Annotated in this window: 14 protein-coding genes; 12 read left to right on the top strand and 2 right to left on the bottom strand. The window is 57.6% G+C overall.

Annotated elements, in window-relative coordinates; genetic code table 11:
• Window positions 1-15: 15 nt before the first annotated feature.
• The 11 genes from BM254_RS04780 to BM254_RS04730 all read left to right on the top strand — a co-directional run bounded on the left by BM254_RS04780 (window position 16) and on the right by BM254_RS04730 (window position 15,466).
• Entirely contained in the window at window positions 16-285 is a 270-nt protein-coding gene (locus tag BM254_RS04780; protein WP_091999545.1) for a hypothetical protein, read from the top strand.
• Window positions 278-2,386 carry a glucans biosynthesis glucosyltransferase MdoH gene (gene mdoH, locus BM254_RS04775; protein ID WP_092000732.1) on the top strand — a complete coding sequence of 703 codons (2,109 nt, stop codon included), beginning with the start codon at window positions 278-280 and terminating at the stop codon, window positions 2,384-2,386. The genes BM254_RS04780 and mdoH overlap by 8 nt, the downstream gene beginning before the upstream one ends.
• Window positions 2,387-2,428: 42 nt before the next feature.
• Window positions 2,429-4,015, top strand: a complete 1,587-nt coding sequence (locus tag BM254_RS04770) for an OpgD/OpgG family glucan biosynthesis protein (protein WP_091999542.1) — start codon at window positions 2,429-2,431, stop codon at window positions 4,013-4,015.
• A gap of 108 nt (window positions 4,016-4,123) precedes the next feature.
• Window positions 4,124-4,804, top strand: a complete 681-nt coding sequence (locus tag BM254_RS04765) for a GntR family transcriptional regulator (protein ID WP_091999539.1) — start codon at window positions 4,124-4,126, stop codon at window positions 4,802-4,804.
• 80 nt (window positions 4,805-4,884) lie between these two features.
• The gene (gene prpB, locus BM254_RS04760) at window positions 4,885-5,772 is read left to right on the top strand and encodes a methylisocitrate lyase (RefSeq protein ID WP_091999536.1); all 888 of its coding nucleotides are present in this window, start codon (window positions 4,885-4,887) and stop codon (window positions 5,770-5,772) included.
• 91 nt (window positions 5,773-5,863) lie between these two features.
• Window positions 5,864-6,997, top strand: a complete 1,134-nt coding sequence (gene prpC, locus BM254_RS04755) for a bifunctional 2-methylcitrate synthase/citrate synthase (RefSeq protein ID WP_091999534.1) — start codon at window positions 5,864-5,866, stop codon at window positions 6,995-6,997.
• 131 nt (window positions 6,998-7,128) lie between these two features.
• A complete protein-coding gene (gene acnD, locus BM254_RS04750) occupies window positions 7,129-9,726 on the top strand; it encodes a Fe/S-dependent 2-methylisocitrate dehydratase AcnD (RefSeq protein WP_091999531.1) in 2,598 nt (865 codons plus the stop codon).
• Between the two features lie 192 nt (window positions 9,727-9,918).
• Entirely contained in the window at window positions 9,919-11,094 is a 1,176-nt protein-coding gene (prpF, locus tag BM254_RS04745; protein ID WP_091999529.1) for a 2-methylaconitate cis-trans isomerase PrpF, read from the top strand.
• A 205-nt stretch (window positions 11,095-11,299) separates the two neighbouring features.
• Window positions 11,300-12,400 carry a PEP-CTERM sorting domain-containing protein gene (locus BM254_RS04740; protein ID WP_092000728.1) on the top strand — a complete coding sequence of 367 codons (1,101 nt, stop codon included), beginning with the start codon at window positions 11,300-11,302 and terminating at the stop codon, window positions 12,398-12,400.
• Between the two features lie 175 nt (window positions 12,401-12,575).
• Entirely contained in the window at window positions 12,576-14,303 is a 1,728-nt protein-coding gene (locus BM254_RS04735; RefSeq protein WP_139227023.1) for a tetratricopeptide repeat protein, read from the top strand.
• A gap of 347 nt (window positions 14,304-14,650) precedes the next feature.
• Window positions 14,651-15,466, top strand: a complete 816-nt coding sequence (locus BM254_RS04730; protein ID WP_091999523.1) for a THxN family PEP-CTERM protein — start codon at window positions 14,651-14,653, stop codon at window positions 15,464-15,466.
• A 70-nt stretch (window positions 15,467-15,536) separates the two neighbouring features.
• Here BM254_RS04730 and BM254_RS04725 read toward each other — a convergent pair whose 3' ends face one another.
• Entirely contained in the window at window positions 15,537-16,349 is an 813-nt protein-coding gene (locus BM254_RS04725) for a PEP-CTERM/exosortase system-associated acyltransferase (RefSeq protein ID WP_092000725.1), read from the bottom strand.
• A gap of 118 nt (window positions 16,350-16,467) precedes the next feature.
• Window positions 16,468-18,090, bottom strand: a complete 1,623-nt coding sequence (locus BM254_RS04720) for an FAD-binding oxidoreductase (protein ID WP_091999520.1) — start codon at window positions 18,088-18,090, stop codon at window positions 16,468-16,470.
• A gap of 407 nt (window positions 18,091-18,497) precedes the next feature.
• Here BM254_RS04720 and prpD point away from each other — a divergent pair, with 407 nt between their 5' ends.
• Entirely contained in the window at window positions 18,498-19,982 is a 1,485-nt protein-coding gene (gene prpD / locus BM254_RS04715; protein ID WP_091999517.1) for a 2-methylcitrate dehydratase, read from the top strand.
• Window positions 19,983-20,033 lie beyond the last annotated feature (51 nt).

Genomic DNA, 20,033 nt, shown 5'->3' with positions numbered 1-20,033 from the left:
GGGAGGAAGCCTGTCATGGCAGACATTTCCTTACAGGTGGTCTTTAACCGGGCTTTCATGTATCTCCGGGCGTGCGGAGTGGAAATGACAGTGGAGAGATACCGCACCCTCCTGCATCTGATCGAAGAGTCCGTTGCTCTGGCAGGTGAGGACGGGCAGGGAGACGAGCTCCTCGCGTCAGTCATGGAGCGTCTCCCCGGCTATTTTGATTTGCCGGAGACGATTCCTCCAAAGGCCACCCCTGAACTGTGCCGGGGCAGTATCGGGTATGGCCGTGATGTCTGATCTCTGTGAGGCCCCGGCCGCAGCCGGCTTTACTCGCTGGCGCCTGGTTGCAGCCTTTCGCCGGGCACTTCTGATTGTTTTTGTTTTTGGCCAGACCCTGGTGGCCTGCTATTACCTGCTGTGGGTGCTTCCCTACCACGGTGGCACCTGGTTGGAACTGGCGATACTCGGCCTGTTTGCCGTGCTCTACGCCTGGATTGCCGTAGGCTTCTGGGTTGCGGCTTTCGGGTTTCTCTTCAGGCTCATGGGAGGCGACCGATACTCGTTGCTACGGCGCCACCGGGATCGAGACCTCCAATCAGTCCCGCTTGCCCGCACCGCCATCGTGATGCCGGTCTACCATGAGCCGGTGCACTGGACATTCAGCGGCCTGAAAGCGGTTTACCGTGATCTCGAGCGTAGTGGGCACCTCGAGCATTTCGAGTTCTTCATTCTCTCGGACAGCCGCGAGCCCGATACCTGGCTCGCGGAGCAGGCGGCGTGGCACGAGCTGGTTCGGGAATTGGGGGCTGAGGGCAGGCTGTTCTATCGCCGCCGCCCGGTGAACCTGAACTACAAAAGCGGGAATGTGGCCGATCTTCTGCGCCGGTGGGGGCGACGCTACAAGTATATGGTGGTGCTTGATGCCGACAGCCTGATCAGTGCCCGCACACTGGTCAAGATGGTGCGGCTCATGGAGCTTGAGCCCCGGGTTGGCATCCTGCAGACCAATCCGAACATCATAAACGGCCAGTCCCTGTTTGCCCGACTCCAGCAATTCGCCAACCGTTTCTATTCTCCCTTGTTTGCGACCGGACTGGCCGCAATCCAGATGGGAGACGCAGCCTTCTGGGGACACAACGCCATTCTCAGGGTCCGGCCCTTCATGCGTCATTGCGGCCTGAGAAAGCTGCGCGGGCCCGGAATCTTCGGCGGCCCGATCATGAGCCATGATTTTGTCGAAGCCGCCTATATGGGCCGCGCCGGGTATGAGGTGTGGCTGGAGCCGGGGCTGGGTGAGAGCTTCGAGGAATCACCGCCGACACTGTCCGATGAGCTGGTCCGGGACAATCGCTGGGCCAAGGGCAATCTCCAGCATCTGTGGATCATGCTGACGGCACCCGGGCTCCGGTTTGCCCATCGGATGGCCTTCCTCAACGGCGTCATGGCCTATGTCGCGTCCCCGTTGTGGCTGCTGTTCCTGATCTGCACCACGATCGAGGCGGCGCGGATGACCCTGGCGCCCATTGATTACTTCCCCGACGGGCATCAGGGGCTCTTCCCGCTCTGGCCCGAATGGCGACCGGAGTGGGCCCTGGCGCTGGCGTTGAGCACAGTGGTTCTGTTGTTCCTGCCCAAAATTCTGGCTCTCGTTGATGCCATTTTTCATCGCCTGGTAAAGGGCTTTGGCGGGTTGGGGCGTTTGACGGTCAGCGTGCTGATCGAAATCGCAGTGTCCGTCCTGCTGGCACCCCTGCGCATGCTCGCTCACAGTCGTTTTGTGCTGGCAGCACTGTTCAATGTTTCCCTCAAATGGGCAGGGCAAAACCGGACGGAAGAAACGACCTGGTCCGAGGCGCTCCGGACTCAGTTGCCGGGCATGATGATCGGGATCGGCTGGTCGGCCTTTGCCTGGTCCCTGGATCGGCTGTTCTTTCTCTGGTCCCTTCCCGTTGCCTTGCCACTGGTGCTGGCGGTACCCACCTCCGTTCTGCTTAGCCGGGTATCCATTGGTCGGAGCCTGAAGGCCCGGCACCTGTTGGTCATTCCCGAAGAGCAGGCGCCGCTGGCGATCCTGGAGGATGCCCGAGCCGCCCGTGCGCAACCACAGCCATGCACCGGACTTCGGCCGGTAGATCGCGCTGTTCTGATTCCGGATCTGAACCGACTTCATTGGTCACTGGCCAGGGATCATCGGAAGGCTGTGCGTGAGGACAATCTCAAGGCGGCCGTCACTCGCTGCCTTAAGAGCGGGCCGGATACGCTGTCTGCGTCCGAACTCAGTCAGGTCCTGCAGGATCAAAGTTCCCTTGCGGAGCTGCATCGTAAGGCCTGGTGTGCACCGCCGTCAGGCTACTGGGGGAGGCGCATTCAACGACTGACCCGGGAGAACGATTCCTGAACTCTGGCGTAAAACTCTTCAATCGCACGGGAGGAGAATGTTGTGGACAGGAGAACCTTGCTCAAGGTGTTGCTGGCAACTGCGGGAAGCTACAGCCTGCCGCCGCTGGTGTTCGCGGCGTCCGAGGAGGCGGGCGTATCCGGCGGGGCTGAAGGAACACCGTTCAGCTATGCCTGGCTCAAGGGGCAGGCACGAAATCTGGCCAATCAACCCTACCAGGATCACGAAGGGGAGATCCCCGACGTTCTGAAGAACCTCTCCTGGGATGACTATCAGGCGATCCGGTTCCGGGAAGACCATGCCTTGTGGAATGGGACGGAGTCTTCCTTCCAGGTCCAGTTATTTCACCTGGGCCTGTTTTTCCTGGCGCCGGTCAGCATCCATGAAGTGCGGGACGGCAAGGCCAGGGAGCTGGCCTACAACCCGGATTACTTTGACTATGAAGGCGAACGGCCGCTCGGGGATCTTCCCCCGGACCTGGGATTCGCCGGCTTCCGTGTTCACTACCATACGAATTTCCAGCTGGATGTGGCCTCCTTCCTTGGTGCGAGCTATTTCCGGGCAGTCGGTGCGGAAATGCAGTACGGCATCTCGGCCCGGGGCCTGGCCATCGACACGGGGACTGGTAAAGAAGAGGAATTCCCGAGGTTCACCGCTTTCTGGCTGGAGCGGCCGGCCGAAGGTCAACGGGTGCTGAGGGTGTGGGCGCTGCTGGATTCGCCGAGTACGACAGGAGCCTATGCCTTCACGATCGACCCGGGGCGTAACCTGGTCATGGATGTGGATGTTGCGTTGTACCCCCGCAAACAGATGGACCGGGTCGGGATAGCGCCTTTGACCAGCATGTACCAGGTCGGCGAGAACAGTAAGCGGATGGACTACGACTGGCGGCCGGAGATTCATGACTCTGACGGTCTGGCCATGCTGACCGGAGCCGGAGAGTGGCTATGGCGCCCGTTGAGGAATCCCCGGCGGCTGGGGTTCAGCAGTTTCGCCGATCAGGACCCCCGGGGCTTTGGCTTGCTCCAGCGCGATCGGAACTTCGACCACTACCAGGACGATGGGGTGTTTTACGATCGCAGGCCCAGTGTCTGGGTCGAACCCCGGGAGAGCTGGGGTAAAGGCAGCATTGACCTGGTGGAGATTCCCACCGTCGATGAAACCTTCGACAACATCGTGGCCTTCTGGCACCCCGAGCGGCCTCTGGAGGCGGGTCGGGAATATCTGTTTTCCTACCGGCTTCATTGGGGGGAGCAGGCACCGGTTCGGCCCTACGAACTTGCTTCGGTCGCAGCAACCCGGACCGGCCTGGGCGGCGTGGTCGGGCAGGAGCGGAAGTATTTCTCCTGGCGATTTGTGGTCGATTTTGCCGGTGGCCCGCTGCGGATGCTGGCGGAGGAAGCCGAGGTCATTCCGGAAATCTCTGTCAGCCGGGGCAGGGTGGAGATCACCTCGGCACGGCCCTTGTCAGCAATCGACGGTTATCGGGCCATGTTTGATCTGGTGCCGGATGAATCCGAGGATCCGATCGAGGTGCGGCTATATCTGAGCCTGAAGGGCGAGCCTATCACCGAAACCTGGTTTTACCAGTATTTCCCGCCTGCCCCTGGAGACCGGAAACTTTATTAGAATTCATGGATATGTTAACAATCGAGCTTCGGTCTCGGGTATTTTGTTGACAATAAATGGATCTGGGCGTAAATTTGTGCTCATTCCAGTAACTATTGTTGACAAGCCATGGCTGAAGCTACTCTCCAATCCCAGACCCGAGCCGACGAAGCGTTTGATTGTTTACAAACGGCCATCGTCACGGGCGAGCTTGCTCCCGGCGAGAAGATCGGTGAAGTCGAGCTCTGTTCCCGGTTCAATCTGACCCGTGGGCCGTTGCGGGAAGCCCTTGGCCGCCTGGAATCCCGCGGCCTTCTGGTACGTCGCCCCCATGCGGGCGTGAAGGTGGTTTCGGTCAGTGCCGCCGAATTGCTGGAGCTGTACCGTATTCGTGAGGTAATGGAGGGGCTCGCGGCTCGCCAGGCTGCCGAACGGATGACCGACGAGGAAATCGCCGAACTGCAGGCGACCCTGGACAGCCACGAGAAGATGATCGAGCAAGCCCAGGGCCAGGCCTATTACCAGGCCGAAGGGGATTACGATTTTCACCACAGAATTGCTACCGGCAGCCGCAACGCCAAGCTTGCCCAGATGCTGCTGGGTGACCTTTACTACATGGTCCGGATGTACCGGTACCGACTGAGCACTTCCGCCGGGCGCCCGCACCTGGCGCTCCGCGAACACCGCCGTATCGTCGAGGCCATCGCCCAGAGGGATGGAGAGCTCGCCGAATTCCTGATGAAACGACACATTAATGCTGCTCGCATAAACATCGAGAAGAAGATCGAGGAAGGCGTCCTGACGATTTAAAGGGGTCTGACCCCGAACGGGGTCAGACCCCACCTTCACGAACCCAACAGAAAATTTGTGAACCAGACGAGGCCAACACCATGTCCAACAAACTCTCCCCGGGAGCCCGCTTCCGCAAGGCCCTGAAAGACAACCAGCCCCTGCAGATTGTGGGTACCATCAATGCCTACGCCGCGATGATGGCGGAGAAAGTCGGCCACCAGGCCATCTACCTGTCCGGTGGTGGTGTGGCTAACGCTTCCTATGGTCTGCCGGACCTGGGCATGACCACCATGAATGACGTGGTCGAGGATGTGCGCCGGATTACCGCCGCCACCGAGCTGCCGCTGCTGGTGGATATCGACACCGGTTGGGGGGGTGCGTTCAACATCGCCCGCACCATCCGCGAGATGGAACGTGCCGGGGCCGCCGCGGTCCATATTGAGGACCAGGTTGCCCAGAAACGCTGTGGCCACCGCCCGAACAAGGAAATCGTGTCCAAGGAAGAAATGGTCGACCGCATCAAGGCCGCCGTTGACGCGCGCCAGGACGACGATTTCTTCATCATGGCCCGTACCGATGCCTTCCAGAAGGAAGGTCTGGAAGCGGCGATCGATCGCGCCAAGGCCTGCATCGAAGCCGGTGCCGACGGCATTTTCGCCGAAGCGGTACACGAGCTGGACGACTACAAGGCCTTCGCCGAGGCGCTGGATGTGCCCATCCTGGCCAACATCACCGAATTCGGCGCAACCCCGCTCTACAACAAGAAAGAGCTGGCTGACGCTGGTGCCGGCATGGTCCTGTACCCGCTCAGCGCCTTCCGCGCCATGAACAAGGCCGCCCTGACCGTTTACCAGAACATTCTGGAGAAGGGCGACCAGAAAGACGTGGTTGACCTGATGCAGACCCGGATGGAACTGTACGATTTCCTGAACTACCACGACTTCGAGCAGAAGCTGGACCAGCTGTTTAAACAGACCAAGGGCTGAAGACGAAGTCGGGGTCATGAACTCGGGGTCTGATGAAAGCCTTCATCTGACCCCATCTTCAAGATCAAGATGAGAACGAGGGAGAACAACAATGGCTGAAGCAAAGAAACTCGGTGGCGCCGGCCTGCGTGGCCAGGTTGCCGGTGAAACTGCCCTGTGTACCGTAGGCAAGTCCGGTACCGGCCTGACCTACCGTGGTTACGACATTACCGATCTGGCCAACAACGCCCAGTTCGAGGAAGTGGCCTACCTGCTGCTGCGCGGCAAGCTGCCGAACCAGCAGGAGCTGGATGCCTACAAGAAGAAGCTCGTGAGCCTGCGCGAATTGCCTGAAGCGCTGAAAACCGTACTCGAGCAGATCCCCAAGGACGCACACCCGATGGACGTGATGCGTACCGGCTGTTCCATGCTGGGTAACCTGGAGACCGAGCAGGACTTCAGCGAGCAGGACGACAAGATCGACCGCATGCTGGCGGTGTTCCCGGCCATCATCACCTACTGGTACCGCTTCGTTCACGAAGGCGTCCGCATCGAGACCGCCAACACCGAAAGTGACTCCATCGGTGGTGTCTTCCTGGAGTTGCTGCACGGCAAGAAGCCGAGCGAGCTGCATGAGCGCGTGATGAATGTCTCCCTGATCCTGTATGCGGAGCACGAGTTCAACGCCTCCACCTTCACCGCCCGCGTCTGTGCGTCAACGCTGTCCGACATCCACAGCTGCGTGACCGGTGCCATCGGTTCCCTGCGTGGCCCGCTGCACGGTGGTGCCAACGAGGCGGCCATGGCACTGATCCAGAAGTTCCAGACTCCGGACGAGGCAGAGAAGGGCCTGATGGGCATGCTGGAGCGCAAGGAAAAGATCATGGGCTTCGGCCACGCGGTCTACAGCGAATCCGATCCGCGCAACGCCATCATCAAGAAGTGGTCCGAGAAGCTGGCCGAGGAAGTGGGCGACACCGTGCTGTACCCGGTTTCCGTCCGCTGCGAGGAAGTCATGTGGCGCGAGAAGAAGCTGTTCTGTAACGCCGACTTCTTCCACGCCTCCGCCTATCACTTCATGGGCATCCCGACTGAACTGTTCACCCCGATCTTCGTGATGTCCCGGGTGTCCGGCTGGACCGCTCACGTGAAAGAGCAGCGCGCCAACAACCGGATCATTCGCCCGAGCGCGGACTACACCGGTCCGGAGCATGCTGAGTGGCTGCCGATTGATCAGCGCGATTAAGAGGTGAAAATGGGGTCTGACCCCATTCGGGGTCAGACCCCGACTTCAGACCCCAGCACCAATATTCTGGTTAAGGGGTCTGACCCCCGAACGGGGTCAGACCCCACCTTCACAAATTTGAGCCGCCGACCATGAACACTGAATACCGCAAACAACTTCCGGGCTCCGATCTGGACTACTTCGACACCCGCCAGGCGGTCGAAGACATCCAGCCCGGCGCCTATGACAAACTCCCGTACACCTCCCGCATCCTGGCCGAGCAGCTGGTTCGCCGCTGCGATCCGGCGGTGCTGACCGACTCCCTGAAGCAGCTGATCGAGCGCAAGCGGGACCTGGACTTCCCGTGGTATCCCGCCCGCGTGGTGTGCCATGACATCCTGGGCCAGACCGCCCTGGTGGACCTGGCCGGTCTGCGTGATGCCATCGCCGAGAAGGGCGGGGATCCCGCCAAGGTCAACCCGGTGGTTCCCACCCAGCTGATCGTGGACCACTCCCTGGCCGTTGAGCACGCCGGTTTCGAGAAGGATGCCTTCGAGAAGAACCGTCAGATCGAAGACCGCCGCAACGACGACCGTTTCCACTTCATCAACTGGACCAAGACCGCGTTCAAGAACGTGGACGTGATCCCGCCGGGCAACGGCATCATGCACCAGATCAACCTGGAGAAGATGTCTCCGGTGGTTCAGGCACGTGATGGTGTTGCGTTCCCGGATACCTGTGTCGGTACCGACAGCCACACCCCGATGGTTGATGCCCTGGGGGTAATCTCCGTTGGCGTGGGCGGCCTGGAAGCCGAAAGCGTCATGCTCGGCCGCGCTTCCATGATGCGCCTGCCGGACATCGTGGGTGTCGAACTCGCGGGCAAGCTCCAGCCTGGCATTACCAGTACCGACATGGTGCTGGCCCTGACCGAGTTCCTGCGCAAGGAGCGGGTGGTTGGCGCTTACCTGGAATTCTACGGCGAGGGCGCCGACAGCCTGACCGTGGGTGATCGCGCCACCATCTCTAACATGACGCCGGAATACGGCGCCACCGCCGCCATGTTTTACATTGACGGCCAGACCATCGACTACCTGAAGCTGACCGGCCGCGAAGACGACCAGATTGCCCTGGTGGAGAAATACGCCAGGGAAACCGGTCTGTGGGCCGACAGCCTGAAGAATGCAGAGTATGAGCGGGTGCTGAAGTTCGACCTGTCCAAGGTCACCCGCACCCTGGCTGGCCCGTCCAACCCGCACGCGCACCTGCCGACTTCCGAGCTGGCCAAGCGCGGCATCGCCGGCGACTGGGAACTGGAAGAGGGCAAAATGCCGGATGGCGCGGTCATCATCGCGGCCATCACCAGCTGTACCAACACCTCCAACCCGCGCAACATGGTGGCGGCCGGCCTGATTGCCCGTAACGCCAACAAGCTGGGCCTGACCCGTAAGCCCTGGGTGAAGACCTCCCTGGCACCGGGTTCCAAGACGGTGAAAATGTATCTGGAAGACGCTCACCTGCTGCCCGAGCTGGAAAACCTCGGTTTCGGCGTGGTGGCCTTTGCCTGTACCACCTGTAACGGCATGAGTGGGGCCCTGGATCCGAAGATCCAGCAGGAAATCATCGATCGGGACCTGTATTCCACTGCGGTACTGTCCGGCAACCGTAACTTTGATGGCCGGATTCACCCTTACGCCAAGCAGGCGTTCCTGGCGTCACCGCCGCTGGTGGTTGCCTACGCCATTGCCGGCACCATCCGTTTCGACATCGAGAAGGATGCCTTGGGTTACGACAAGGATGGCAACCCCATCACCCTGAAGGACATCTGGCCGAGCGACGAGGAAATCGACGCCATCGTGAAGCAGTCGGTCAAGCCGGAGCAGTTCCGCCAGACCTACATTCCTATGTTCGACGTCACCAAGGAAGCCCAGGCTGCCAGCAGCCCGCTGTACGAGTGGCGCCCGCAGAGCACCTATATCCGCCGCCCGCCATACTGGGAAGGTGCCCTGGCTGGTGAGAAGTCCCTCAAGGGCATGCGCCCGCTGGCGATCCTGCCGGACAACATCACTACCGACCACCTGTCGCCGTCCAACGCGATCCTGGCGAACAGCGCAGCGGGTGAATACCTGGCGAAGATGGGCCTGCCGGAGGAGGACTTCAACTCCTACGCGACTCACCGTGGTGACCACCTGACCGCCCAGCGAGCCACTTTCGCGAACCCGAAACTGTTCAACGAGATGGTGACGGATGAAAATGGCAACGTGAAGCAGGGCTCCCTGGCCCGGATCGAGCCGGAAGGCAAAGATACGCGCATGTGGGAAGCCATCGAAACCTACATGGAACGCAAGCAGCCACTGATCATCATCGCTGGCGCCGACTACGGGCAGGGTTCCTCCCGTGACTGGGCCGCCAAGGGCGTTGCCCTGGCTGGCGTGGAAGCGATCGTGGCCGAAGGTTTCGAGCGGATTCACCGCACCAACCTGGTGGGCATGGGTGTAATGCCTCTGCAGTTCGAGGAAGGCACCACCCGCAAGACACTGGCCCTGGATGGCACCGAAACCTACGACGTGGAAGGCACCCCGGCCCCGCGCGCCGAGCTGACCCTGGTCATCCACCGCAAGAACGGCAGCACCGAACACGTGCCCGTGATCTGCCGACTGGATACCGCGGAAGAGGTCTCCATCTACAAGGCCGGTGGCGTGCTGCAGCGCTTCGCCCAGGACTTCCTGGAGTCTGAAGGGGCGGCGTGAGTGAGTGAACACGGGGTCTGACCCCGAGGGGTCAGACCCCAACTTTGAAATAGGGGTCAGATGAAGGCTTTCATCTGACCCCGGGTTCACAGACTCCGAGTTCAGCGCCCAAGAAAGGGGTCAGAAGAAAGCGTTCTTCTGACCCCATGTTCATGACCAGCCCCCACCTTCACGGATACAGAGAGCAAAACCATGACCCATGCTCCCCAGATCAAAGTCCCCGCCACCTACATGCGTGGCGGCACCAGCAAAGGCGTGTTCTTCCGCCTGCAGGACCTGCCCGAAGCCGCCCAGGTTCCCGGTGAAGCCCGGGACAAGCTGCTGCTGCGGGTAATCGGCAGTCCCGATCCCTACCAGAAACAGACCGACGGTATGGGCGGCGCCACCTCCAGCACCAGCAAGACCGTCATCCTGGCCGCGCCCACCCAGCCGGATCACGATGTAGACTACCTGTTCGGTCAGGTCTCCATCGACAAGCCGTTCGTGGACTGGAGCGGCAACTGCGGCAACCTGACTGCAGCCGTAGGCGCGTTTGCCATCAACGGCGGTTTCGTGGCCAAAGAGCGGATCCCGGAGAACGGTATCTGCACCGTCCGTATCTGGCAGGCCAACATCAAAAAGACCATCGTTGCCCACATACCCATCACCAACGGTGAAGTACAGGAAACCGGTGATTTCGAGCTGGACGGCGTCACCTTCCCGGCGGCGGAAGTCCAGATCGAATTCATGGACCCGGCCGATGGCGAAGGCGCCATGTTCCCCACCGGCAATGTGGTGGATGACCTGGACGTGCCTGGTGTGGGCACCCTGAAAGCCACCATGATCAACGCCGGCATCCCGACCATCTTCATCAACGCTGAAGACATCGGCTACAAGGGCACCGAGCTGCAGGACGATATCAACAGCGATCCGAAGGCGCTGGAGATGTTCGAAACCATCCGTGCCCACGGCGCGGTGAAGATGGGCCTGATCCAGGACGTGAGCGAGGCGGCCAACCGTCAGCACACCCCCAAGGTGGCCTTCGTCGCCAAACCGGTGGACTACGTGGCTTCCAGCGGCAAGAAAATCACCGCCAGTGATATCGACGTACTGGTACGCGCCCTGTCCATGGGCAAGCTCCATCACGCCATGATGGGTACTGCAGCAGTGGCGATTGCGACTGCATCGGCAGTCCCGGGCACACTGGTCAATCTGGCCGCAGGCGGCGGTGATCGCACCCACGTAACCTTCGGCCACCCCTCCGGAACTCTGCGTGTGGGCGCTGAGGCGAAGGAAGTGAATGGTCAGTGGACCGCGACGAAAGCCATCATGAGCCGCAGTGCGCGGATTCTGATGGAAGGTTGGGTGAGGGTGCCGGGTGTTGAGTAAATTTACATGTTGCTTCTGGTAGCGGTTTTAAGGGGATAATAAGCATCTGAAAAACATCTGATTCTGAGTGGCTGGCAAGGATTTCGCTTCAGCCTGGGTGGAAGGAAGAGTTTCTTGTCGTGTTTCTCTTCCTTCGGCACCTAAAACTTCAGGACGTCGGAAGCCGCCTCACACGGTTATTCCGAGATGACAAGGAGAACACCAGATGTTTGCCAGAATGAAAAAAACAGTACGCGTGGCCCTCGGGGTCTGCGTTGCCTCTGCGGGAATCTGGACTGCGTCAGCCTCCGCTGATTCCATTGATCCTCTCTCTTATGAAGATACGCTGGCACCGGGAGAGAGTGTAACTATCCGAAAAACAGTGACGGTCGATGAAGGCGCACCATCGAGCGGCATTGTGGATGTGATGTTCCTCATCGACACCTCAGGCAGTATGGGGGCGCAAATTAACCAGGCAAAAGCGGCGGCAGGCGATATCCTTAATGGCCTCGCAAGCTTTGGTGATCTGGCCACTGGTTTTGGCTACTACAGTGAGCCTGGGTCTGTGGGTGTCAAACATGACCTGACGACTGACACAGCGACCGCTATCTCAAATCTGAATGGCATTAACCTCTATGACGGCGGTGGCGGTGGAGACTTCCCTGAGGAGGGTATCCATGCAACGAAAGAAGCTGCCCTTGGCGCAAGCTGGCGTCCTGGTTCATCCCGCTTCATCATTGCTCTGGGTGATGCCACCTTCAAGGAATCAGACGGCTCGACCCTCGCCGATGCCAAGGACGCCCTTGATACCTCCGGTGCGACCTTCATTGGAATTGACTACGGTGGTATGACTAGCTTGTCAGGAATAAGTGTTCAAGAATTGTCTGACCACTCTGGAGGTAGCATTGTCAGCAGCTCCGGTCTCGACACTGACGACCTGGTAAATGACATCCTGGCTGGCGTTGGCGATGCCTTCTTGAACTACAGTGAGGTCACTGTTGACGATCTTGGCACTTCCGGGCCTGGCGTCGGTGTCAGTGTGGAGTGCGTTTCCGCAGACACAGGTTCCTGTTCAGGTGCTACCGCAACCGGCAGCTATGACCGCAGTGTTGCCCGTATTTTCGAGTTTGACGTGACCTTTACAGGGATTAACTCTGGCGTTCATGATTTCACCATGGATGGGTTGGTAGATGGCGCATCAATTGCCCGGGAAACCGATCGTATTACGGTTACGGGCGAAGTATCCAAAGTTCCCGAGCCGGGGACCCTGGGCCTGATGGGCCTTGGTTTGCTGAGCATGGGCGCGTTCCGTCGCCGCAAGCAATGAGCTCTATACCATGAGTTGTTGATAACAAAAGCCAGGGGTACTCTGTACCCCTGGCTTTTGTCGATTGAAGGAGTCAATCGTGAGTCTTTCCCGCCGTTTTTATCTATCCGCGTTGTTACCTTTTCTCCTCGCACCCTACGGTATCGTGCAAGGTATACCCATATCACCAGAGTCCATGGCTGATTCGAAGACTGATAATGGCGCAGTCTATAGTCAGGTACGGCTGGAGTCTGAACAGTTTCCCGGACTGAAAAAAATGCTCCGGGAGGGGCGTTTTGAGGAGCTGAAAGCCCGTGCCAGAAAAGTGCTTGGGCAGAATCCGAATTCTGTTTTGGCCTACGAAGTATTGGGTACGGTTCATCTCTACCAGGAAGAGCCCGGCAAAGCCGCTGAAGCGTTTCGTAAAGGTGTCGACCTGAACGAAAACCTCCCGGAACTCTGGGCCAAACTGGGCATCGCTCTGATGGAAGCCGAGCAGCTTGAGGACGCCGAGAGTGCGTTGAATCGAGCGGTGGAGTTGGACAACAACAACAACCGAATAGCACACCAGCGGCTTGGCCTGCTCAATGAATATCGTGGAAACAACGATCAGGCTATATTCCACCTGCGCCGAGGGCTGGAGGGCACACCGGAGTCCTATCTTGGTGTGGCCGTAAACCTTGGCCGGCTCCTCAATGAGCGGAATGCCTACCAGGAGACCATAAGAGTACTGCAGCCAAGAATTGAAGCCGCAGACACTGTGCCAGCGGAAGCCTGGCTGATTCTTGCCACCGCCCAGTTGCAGAGTAACGCTCCGGAGCGTGCAGAAAAAAGTTACCGGAGATGGCTGCAGGATAATCCGAATTCACGGGAAGGCCTTCTTGGCCTTGCTATGGCCCAGCGGGAGGCAGGCAAGCTGGATACGGCTCTGGAAACTGCGACAGGAGTACTGAAAGAGCACCCTGATTGGCTGGCAGCGTTGAATGAAATGGCGGAAGTTCATCTTGACCGTGGCGAACTCGAGCGGGCGCTGCCTTACCTGCGACAGTCAGCGGAACTGGGTACCAGCAAAGTGACGATTCAGAAACGCATTGCTACTTACCACCGCGATGGGGGAGACCCTGGCAAGGCCATCAAAATTCTGCAGCAACTGACTGAAAATAATACCGCGGATCAATCGGTTTACACATTTCTTTCCGAACTCCAGGTGGCCCAGGGTGATGTGGAAAAGGGTATATCGACCCTCGAAGAGGCGAGCGAACGTTTCCCGGAGTCCCCCTATATTCATTTCCGTCTGGGTAATCTGCTGGCCGCGTCAGGCCAGTATCGGCAAGCGGTTGCCTGGCTGAAGTCCGCAGACAACCTAAACGCCAGAGACCCGCGAATTCTCAGGAGCCTGCTGGCTTCCCAGGCCCGCGCTGGTCAGGCGGATGATGCGGTTGAGACTGCAAAAAGGTTGCTGGCGTTAAATCCCGACGATCCCCATTTCAATTTTCTTTACGCTTCCCGGCTGGAAGTAGCGGAGAGCACGGAAGAGGCTATTGCTGCTTATGAGCAATTACTGGACATTGCTCCCCAACACGCCGCCGGACTGAACAACCTGGCGACCCTGCGAATGCAGTTGGGTGACTATGAAGCCGCCGTTGGATTGGCCAGAAGGGCTGTGGAGGCCAGTGGAGAGAACGCCAGGTATCTGGACACCCTTGGTTGGGCTCTCCACCTGTCGGGGGATGCCCGGGCCGCGCTCATGAATCTTGGTAAGGCTGCGGAGCTGGAGCCGGGTAACGCAACAATAAGGTACCACCTTGGCGCGGCGTTGATTGCTTCTGGTGAGCAAGGCCTGGGAAGAGAGGAAGTGAAACGCGCGATTGCAATGGATAACAAGGGTCAGTGGGTGGAGGACGCGAAACAGCTTCTGAACTGAAAGATGGAACAAGGGTTTGATGTCAGCCTGATTTACGAATCCAGAGGGCGGACTAGTGTTGCATGGCTTTCTTATTTTGGAACGCTATAAAGGGTTCCCTTCAAATAGTGTTGTTCGCCCTTATTTGCTCCGCAAAAAAATACATGGCGCGCAAGGCGATGCATTTGCTTGCCCTCAATGTCGAAGATTCTTACACCTACCCCTCTGCAACAAATAAATGTCGGCTTTAACCAATTGAAATATGTCGATATCGGGTAAACGGCATGGATGATGCAATACCAAGTACACCGTTGATGCGCTTGCTGAAGTTCTGGCCTTCAACGTCGATACTCAAGGAGGAATAAACCATGAAAATCTCTCTTAAACGTGCACTTTTACCATCTCTGATTTTGCCCTGTGTACTTGGCGCGCAATCCGCCAGCGCGGTGCTGATCACCGAATGGGGTTATAAGGTGGAAAGCGAATTTTCCAACTGGACTCAGACGGAAGGACTTGGCACTGTGGATGCGTCTGACTCGAACCGTACCCTGTCTTGGGGTATAACTGACCCCCAGTCGTCAATCTCCATCACTGATGTCGATGATACCGGTGGTCTGTTCACCAATGGGGACGCAGTGGATGGCGGGGTATTCAGCCACACCAACAATGTTTTGGATTATCGTGGCGCCGCACTGGCCAGCTTTGATCTCACTTCAACGCTGACCTTGACTCCCGCAGCACCTCCGGGCCCTGGACTCCCTCCAACATCTACGACATTTTTGAGTTTCTTTAATGAGTCGCTGAACAGAAGTGGAACCTGTGTGGATGATTCAGTGTCCACCTGCGACGATATTTTCACTATTGATAATTTCGACGCTCTGGGTGCTGTCCCGAATGGTTCAGGCGGCTTCGAGTTCGCTTCTTCATTCGTTCTCGATGACTATAAATATACGGTGCTCCTTGAAGTGATAGGCCTTTCCGTTCTGGCGGATGACGCCTGTAAGGCAGCAGGGGCTGACCCCGGATGCGTGGGACTCTTGACCCTCGAAGATCAGACGAACAATTTCAATACCAAGTTCCGCATCACGGCTACGGAGGTCCCCGAACCTGGCACTTTGGCACTGCTGGGACTCGGACTTGCCGGACTTGGCCTGTCACGCAGGAAAAAAGCTGTAAGGTCATAACGGTTGACCAGTAATGCAAGTTCGCAACAGCGTAGAAAAAAAGAGCCCCCGCCGAAAGGCGGGGGCTCTTTTAATATGTATTCGGTTTTTCTGGCAGATACTTGCCACCTTCGGTAATCAGTGACCACACATCCGGACGACGCCTTTTTATTCCCTCAATCAACGACGCGGCCTCAGTGAAGGCAGGGCGGCGGAGGCCGTGATACTCCAGCACGGGCCCAACGTGATCAAACTCCACACCAAATCGTTTCAACAGGCGCAGCTGCGCCGGTTCCATCACAGCCATCCAATGGGTGATTCGATGTTTGACCGACATCCGGAGAATGGCAGCGAAGAGCCCCAGGCTTATATAGGGTACGGCGCGTTTCCCATTTTCCGTATCCGCGTAACAAGCAAGATCGCTGACGCCGGCTGGGAACTTGCCCTCATTCAGGCGCCGTCGAAATTCCCGGCTTACCGCCATACGTGATATTTCTGCAATCTGTTTGCGGGGTGCCCGGGCAATTGCGTCCCGTGCACGCTGGTCCATTCTATCCACGCATGGACCTTCCATGGGGAAGTCTGCCTGGTCAGGGGTGTCACCCGCCATAACAAGACGAACGGCGGCAATCCCGTGTCCTGTCAGGCGGTGTCGGATCAGGGCGTGAGCAGATCTTGGGTCGTAGGCATCGTGTTCACGTTTATCTGCGAAGCAATTGGGGTCTTCGAAAGGCCGGTCGATGCAGTAAACCTGGTATCGAATTTCATAGACTTCGTTGATGGCTTCGGTAGATGTTGCCAACTCGACCTTGAAGACCGAGTTGAAAATCGTACTCAGATTTTCAGGAGTTTTCTGGTTCTTTGTGTTCCCTGATTCATGCTGGAGGTTAAAGCCTGTCTGCATTATAAGGTCCTCATTGTTCCCGTTCAGGGAGCTGAGATGCCGGACGTCGCGGGGAGCTGACGCTCTACCCTGATCCTTGACCGGCGGCATCTTACGGGTGTATCGAGGTTACATCTCATCAGACCTCGGAACGCTTGAACCTGGGCACGTAACGTCCGGGTGCCAGGATGGAATTTGGGTCAACTGAAGCTTTCAGTTGACTGGCAAACCTGAAGAAAGCAGAGCCATCGGTCTGCAGGGAATCCATTGCATCAATGTTGAGACGGTAGGGAAGAAAACCCTCCTTTTGACCCGCTTCAAACAAGGCCCGATAACAGGCCTTGGCCTGCTCTGTGGCATTTTTATCCTTGCGATCAAAGAGCAGCGGGACGGTAGAGTCGAAGCAGCGATCATTCAGGGTCGTCAGTGTGATCAGAGGATTGACTCCATACTGCGGACAGATCCGTTCAATCATGTCGACATATCGACGGGCATCTTTTCCTCTCATTGGAACCAGCGGCGCGAACCAGATCAGCCCACAGCCATCCCGTGCCGGGTTTTTCGGTTGCCCGGGCCCGGGCAGATCGCCCGAGCGCCAATAAGCCAGCGCGAGCGCGACTTCATTGGGGGTGCCATGCATGATCTCCAGTGCTCCCGAGAGCGTATCCGCCATCCCCTTGATTCGTGTGCCCAGTTTGCCCGGTAGCACGCGGGCAATGCTCCGGGCTGTATTGACTCTGCTCTGATTGATAAAGATGAGGCGGTCGGTCACTGGGCCGAGTAGCCGCCGGAGCGTGCGTCGGGCTGCCCGGCTCACTTCCTTTGACGCATAAATTGCGCCAACCCCGCTCCAGGCGGGGACTCCGTGAGTTTGCGCGAGGTGTTCAACTTCTTGAGCGGGTAGAACGCCGTCAATAGCCTTGTCTTCGGGAAAGGGCGTCATCATCGAGAGCATGCGCTGGCTGTTAAGCAGGTTAATTGCCACAACGGAGCCGCCAAGGGCTCGCAACACCGCCTTGACAGTGGGCACCAGCGCTTCCAGTTTGGCGTCGTCTTTTGTGGAAAAGAAAAATGCAGTGGTTGTTTCGGGCGCCGGTGCGAGGGCGATGGTCATCTTCACTACCACCCCAAAATTCCCCTGGCTGAAAAGCCCGTCGAGATAGGGTCCAACGCCCCATTTGAAAAGGCCGTCTACTTCGCCCCCACCAAGTTCACTGAGCGCTGTCCGGTAAAGGGTTCCGTCGGGCAGGATCGCTTCAATTTTTGTTACCGCTGCAAAATGGTCAGTGATTGGCGTGATGCCATAACCCCGTTCGAGCGCATTACCAAGAATGCTGCAGGTGGGGCCAGCGCCGGTTACCGGAACAAGATAATTGCCACCATGATCATCCAGAAAGCTTCGAAGGGCACTCTGGGTTACACCGGGCTCGATAGTGACAACGCCCATGTCAGGATCGAAATCGGAAATACGGTCAAGGCCGCCGAGATCAAGAATGACGCAATTGTCTTCGACAGGGTTAGCGCTGCCGTACCCCCAATTATTGCCTGTGCTTACGGGATAAACGGCGACTTTGTATTGTTGCGCGACCTTGAGAATCTCCGCGACCTGCTCCGGACTTTGTGGCTGCAGCACGGCGGGAATAGAGCGTTTTGCGCCTATGGTTGATACACCAACATCTGCTATATCTTCCGAACGTACTCCTGACTTACCCAGGATCGCTGTCCATTCGGCGATTGCAGATTCAAGAGAGGTGCTATTCACTGGCGCTTCCACAGTTTATCGATGACTTTAATGAACTCTTCATTAAAGTTTGCTGACAAGTTATTTATCGATGGCGCGAAGATTATAGGCGAGATAACCCCCGTAAAACCATTTCACAGTATTACGGCTGTGAAAACGGTTTGTATGAAAGAATTGAAAAGCAAACAGTCAGTTGGAGTGAAAAGGAAGAAATATTGCGGGGGACTATTAATGAAATAAAATTAATCTATTTAGAGTTATAACTTGCTCAAAGTTAGTAAGGTAATTCTTTTGATTTATGATATAGATCCATAAATATATGAAAAATGGAAAGTTGTATAAGTGTCAGGCCACAGTGACAATTGCTTGCATGGCACTTTCAGCTAGGCTTGGAGTATCACTGATAGCGCTACTTTGGAGTTCTTGCCATGTCAGCCACATTCGACCTCAACGAACGCCCCGATTACGACCAGGTCATCCAGACCATTGCCGACTACACGCTCAGCTACCGTATAAAAAGCGAAGAAGCCTGGAACACGGCCCGGAACTGCCTGATGGACACATTGGGCTGCGGTTTGCTCGCGCTGCGGTTTCCGGAATGCACCAAGCACCTGGGTCCGATTGTTGAAGGCACGGTGGTTCCTCACGGTGCTCGCGTTCCCGGAACGTCCTTCCGGCTTGATCCGGTAAAAGCTGCCTGGGATATCGGCTGCATCATCCGCTGGCTGGACTATAACGACACCTGGCTGGCAGCAGAATGGGGCCATCCGTCTGACAACCTGGGAGGGATTCTTGCGGTGGCTGACCACCTTTCCCAGAAAAAAGTCGCAGACGGCAAAGACCCCCTGACCATGAAAGATGTGCTGGAAGCCATGATCATGGCCCATGAAATACAGGGTGTGCTGGCGCTCGAGAACTCTTTCAACCGGGTAGGGCTGGACCACGTCGTGTTGGTCAAAGTGGCATCCACTGCCGTTACGGCCAAGCTGATGGGCGCCAGCCGGGAGCAGTTGCTGTCAGCTCTTTCCCACGCCTGGGTCGACGGTCAGTCATTGAGAACCTATCGCCACGCGCCCAATGCCGGCTCAAGGAAATCCTGGGCAGCAGGGGATGCAACCTCTCGCGCGGTGCGATTGGCGGATATTGCCATGCGCGGGGAAATGGGCATCCCGAGCGCACTGACAGCCCCTCAATGGGGCTTCTATGACGTGCTGTTCAGCAAAACCAACAAGGACCAGAAACTGAAGCCCGAGGACAAGCGTCAGTTTTCTTTACCCCAGGCGTTCGGTTCTTACGTGATGGAGAACATCTTGTTCAAGATCTCTTTCCCGGCGGAGTTCCACGCCCAGACAGCGGCAGAGGCGGCAGTCATCCTGCATCCGCAAGTCAGGGATCGCCTTGATGAGATCGATCGCATCGTCATTACTACCCACGAGTCCGCCATCCGTATCATCTCCAAGCAGGGCAAGCTGGCTAACGCGGCGGACAGGGACCACTGCCTCCAGTATATGGCGGCCGTCCCCCTGATTTTTGGCCGCCTGACTGCGGAACATTACGAAGACAGTTTCCACGCGTCGAATCCGATCATCGACCGTATTCGCGAAAAAATGGAGGTGGTGGAGGACGAAAGGTATAGCCGCGAATACCTGGAAGAAGACAAACGTTCGATCGCCAATGCCATCCAGGTTTTCTTCAAGGATGGAAGCTGCACTGACAAAGTCGAGGTTGAATATCCCATTGGCCACCGCCGCCGTAGAAAGGAAGGCATTCCATTATTAGAGGAAAAGTTCCGTCAAAACCTTGCGACAAGGTTTCCGGGCCAGACCTGCGACCGAATATTCCGGCTTTGTGAGGATCAGCAAATGCTGGAGCGCACCCCTGTACACGAATTTGTTGGCCTTTTCGTCATTTAAATGTGATACACCCGGGTTACAGTAAGTGTCAGTTTAATTTACACCGTTTGT

Source organism: Marinobacter pelagius (assembly GCF_900114925.1).
GTDB lineage: Bacteria > Pseudomonadota > Gammaproteobacteria > Pseudomonadales > Oleiphilaceae > Marinobacter > Marinobacter pelagius.
Note: the sequence above shows the minus strand (reverse complement) of the source record. Positions and strands in the feature narration are given on the sequence as shown.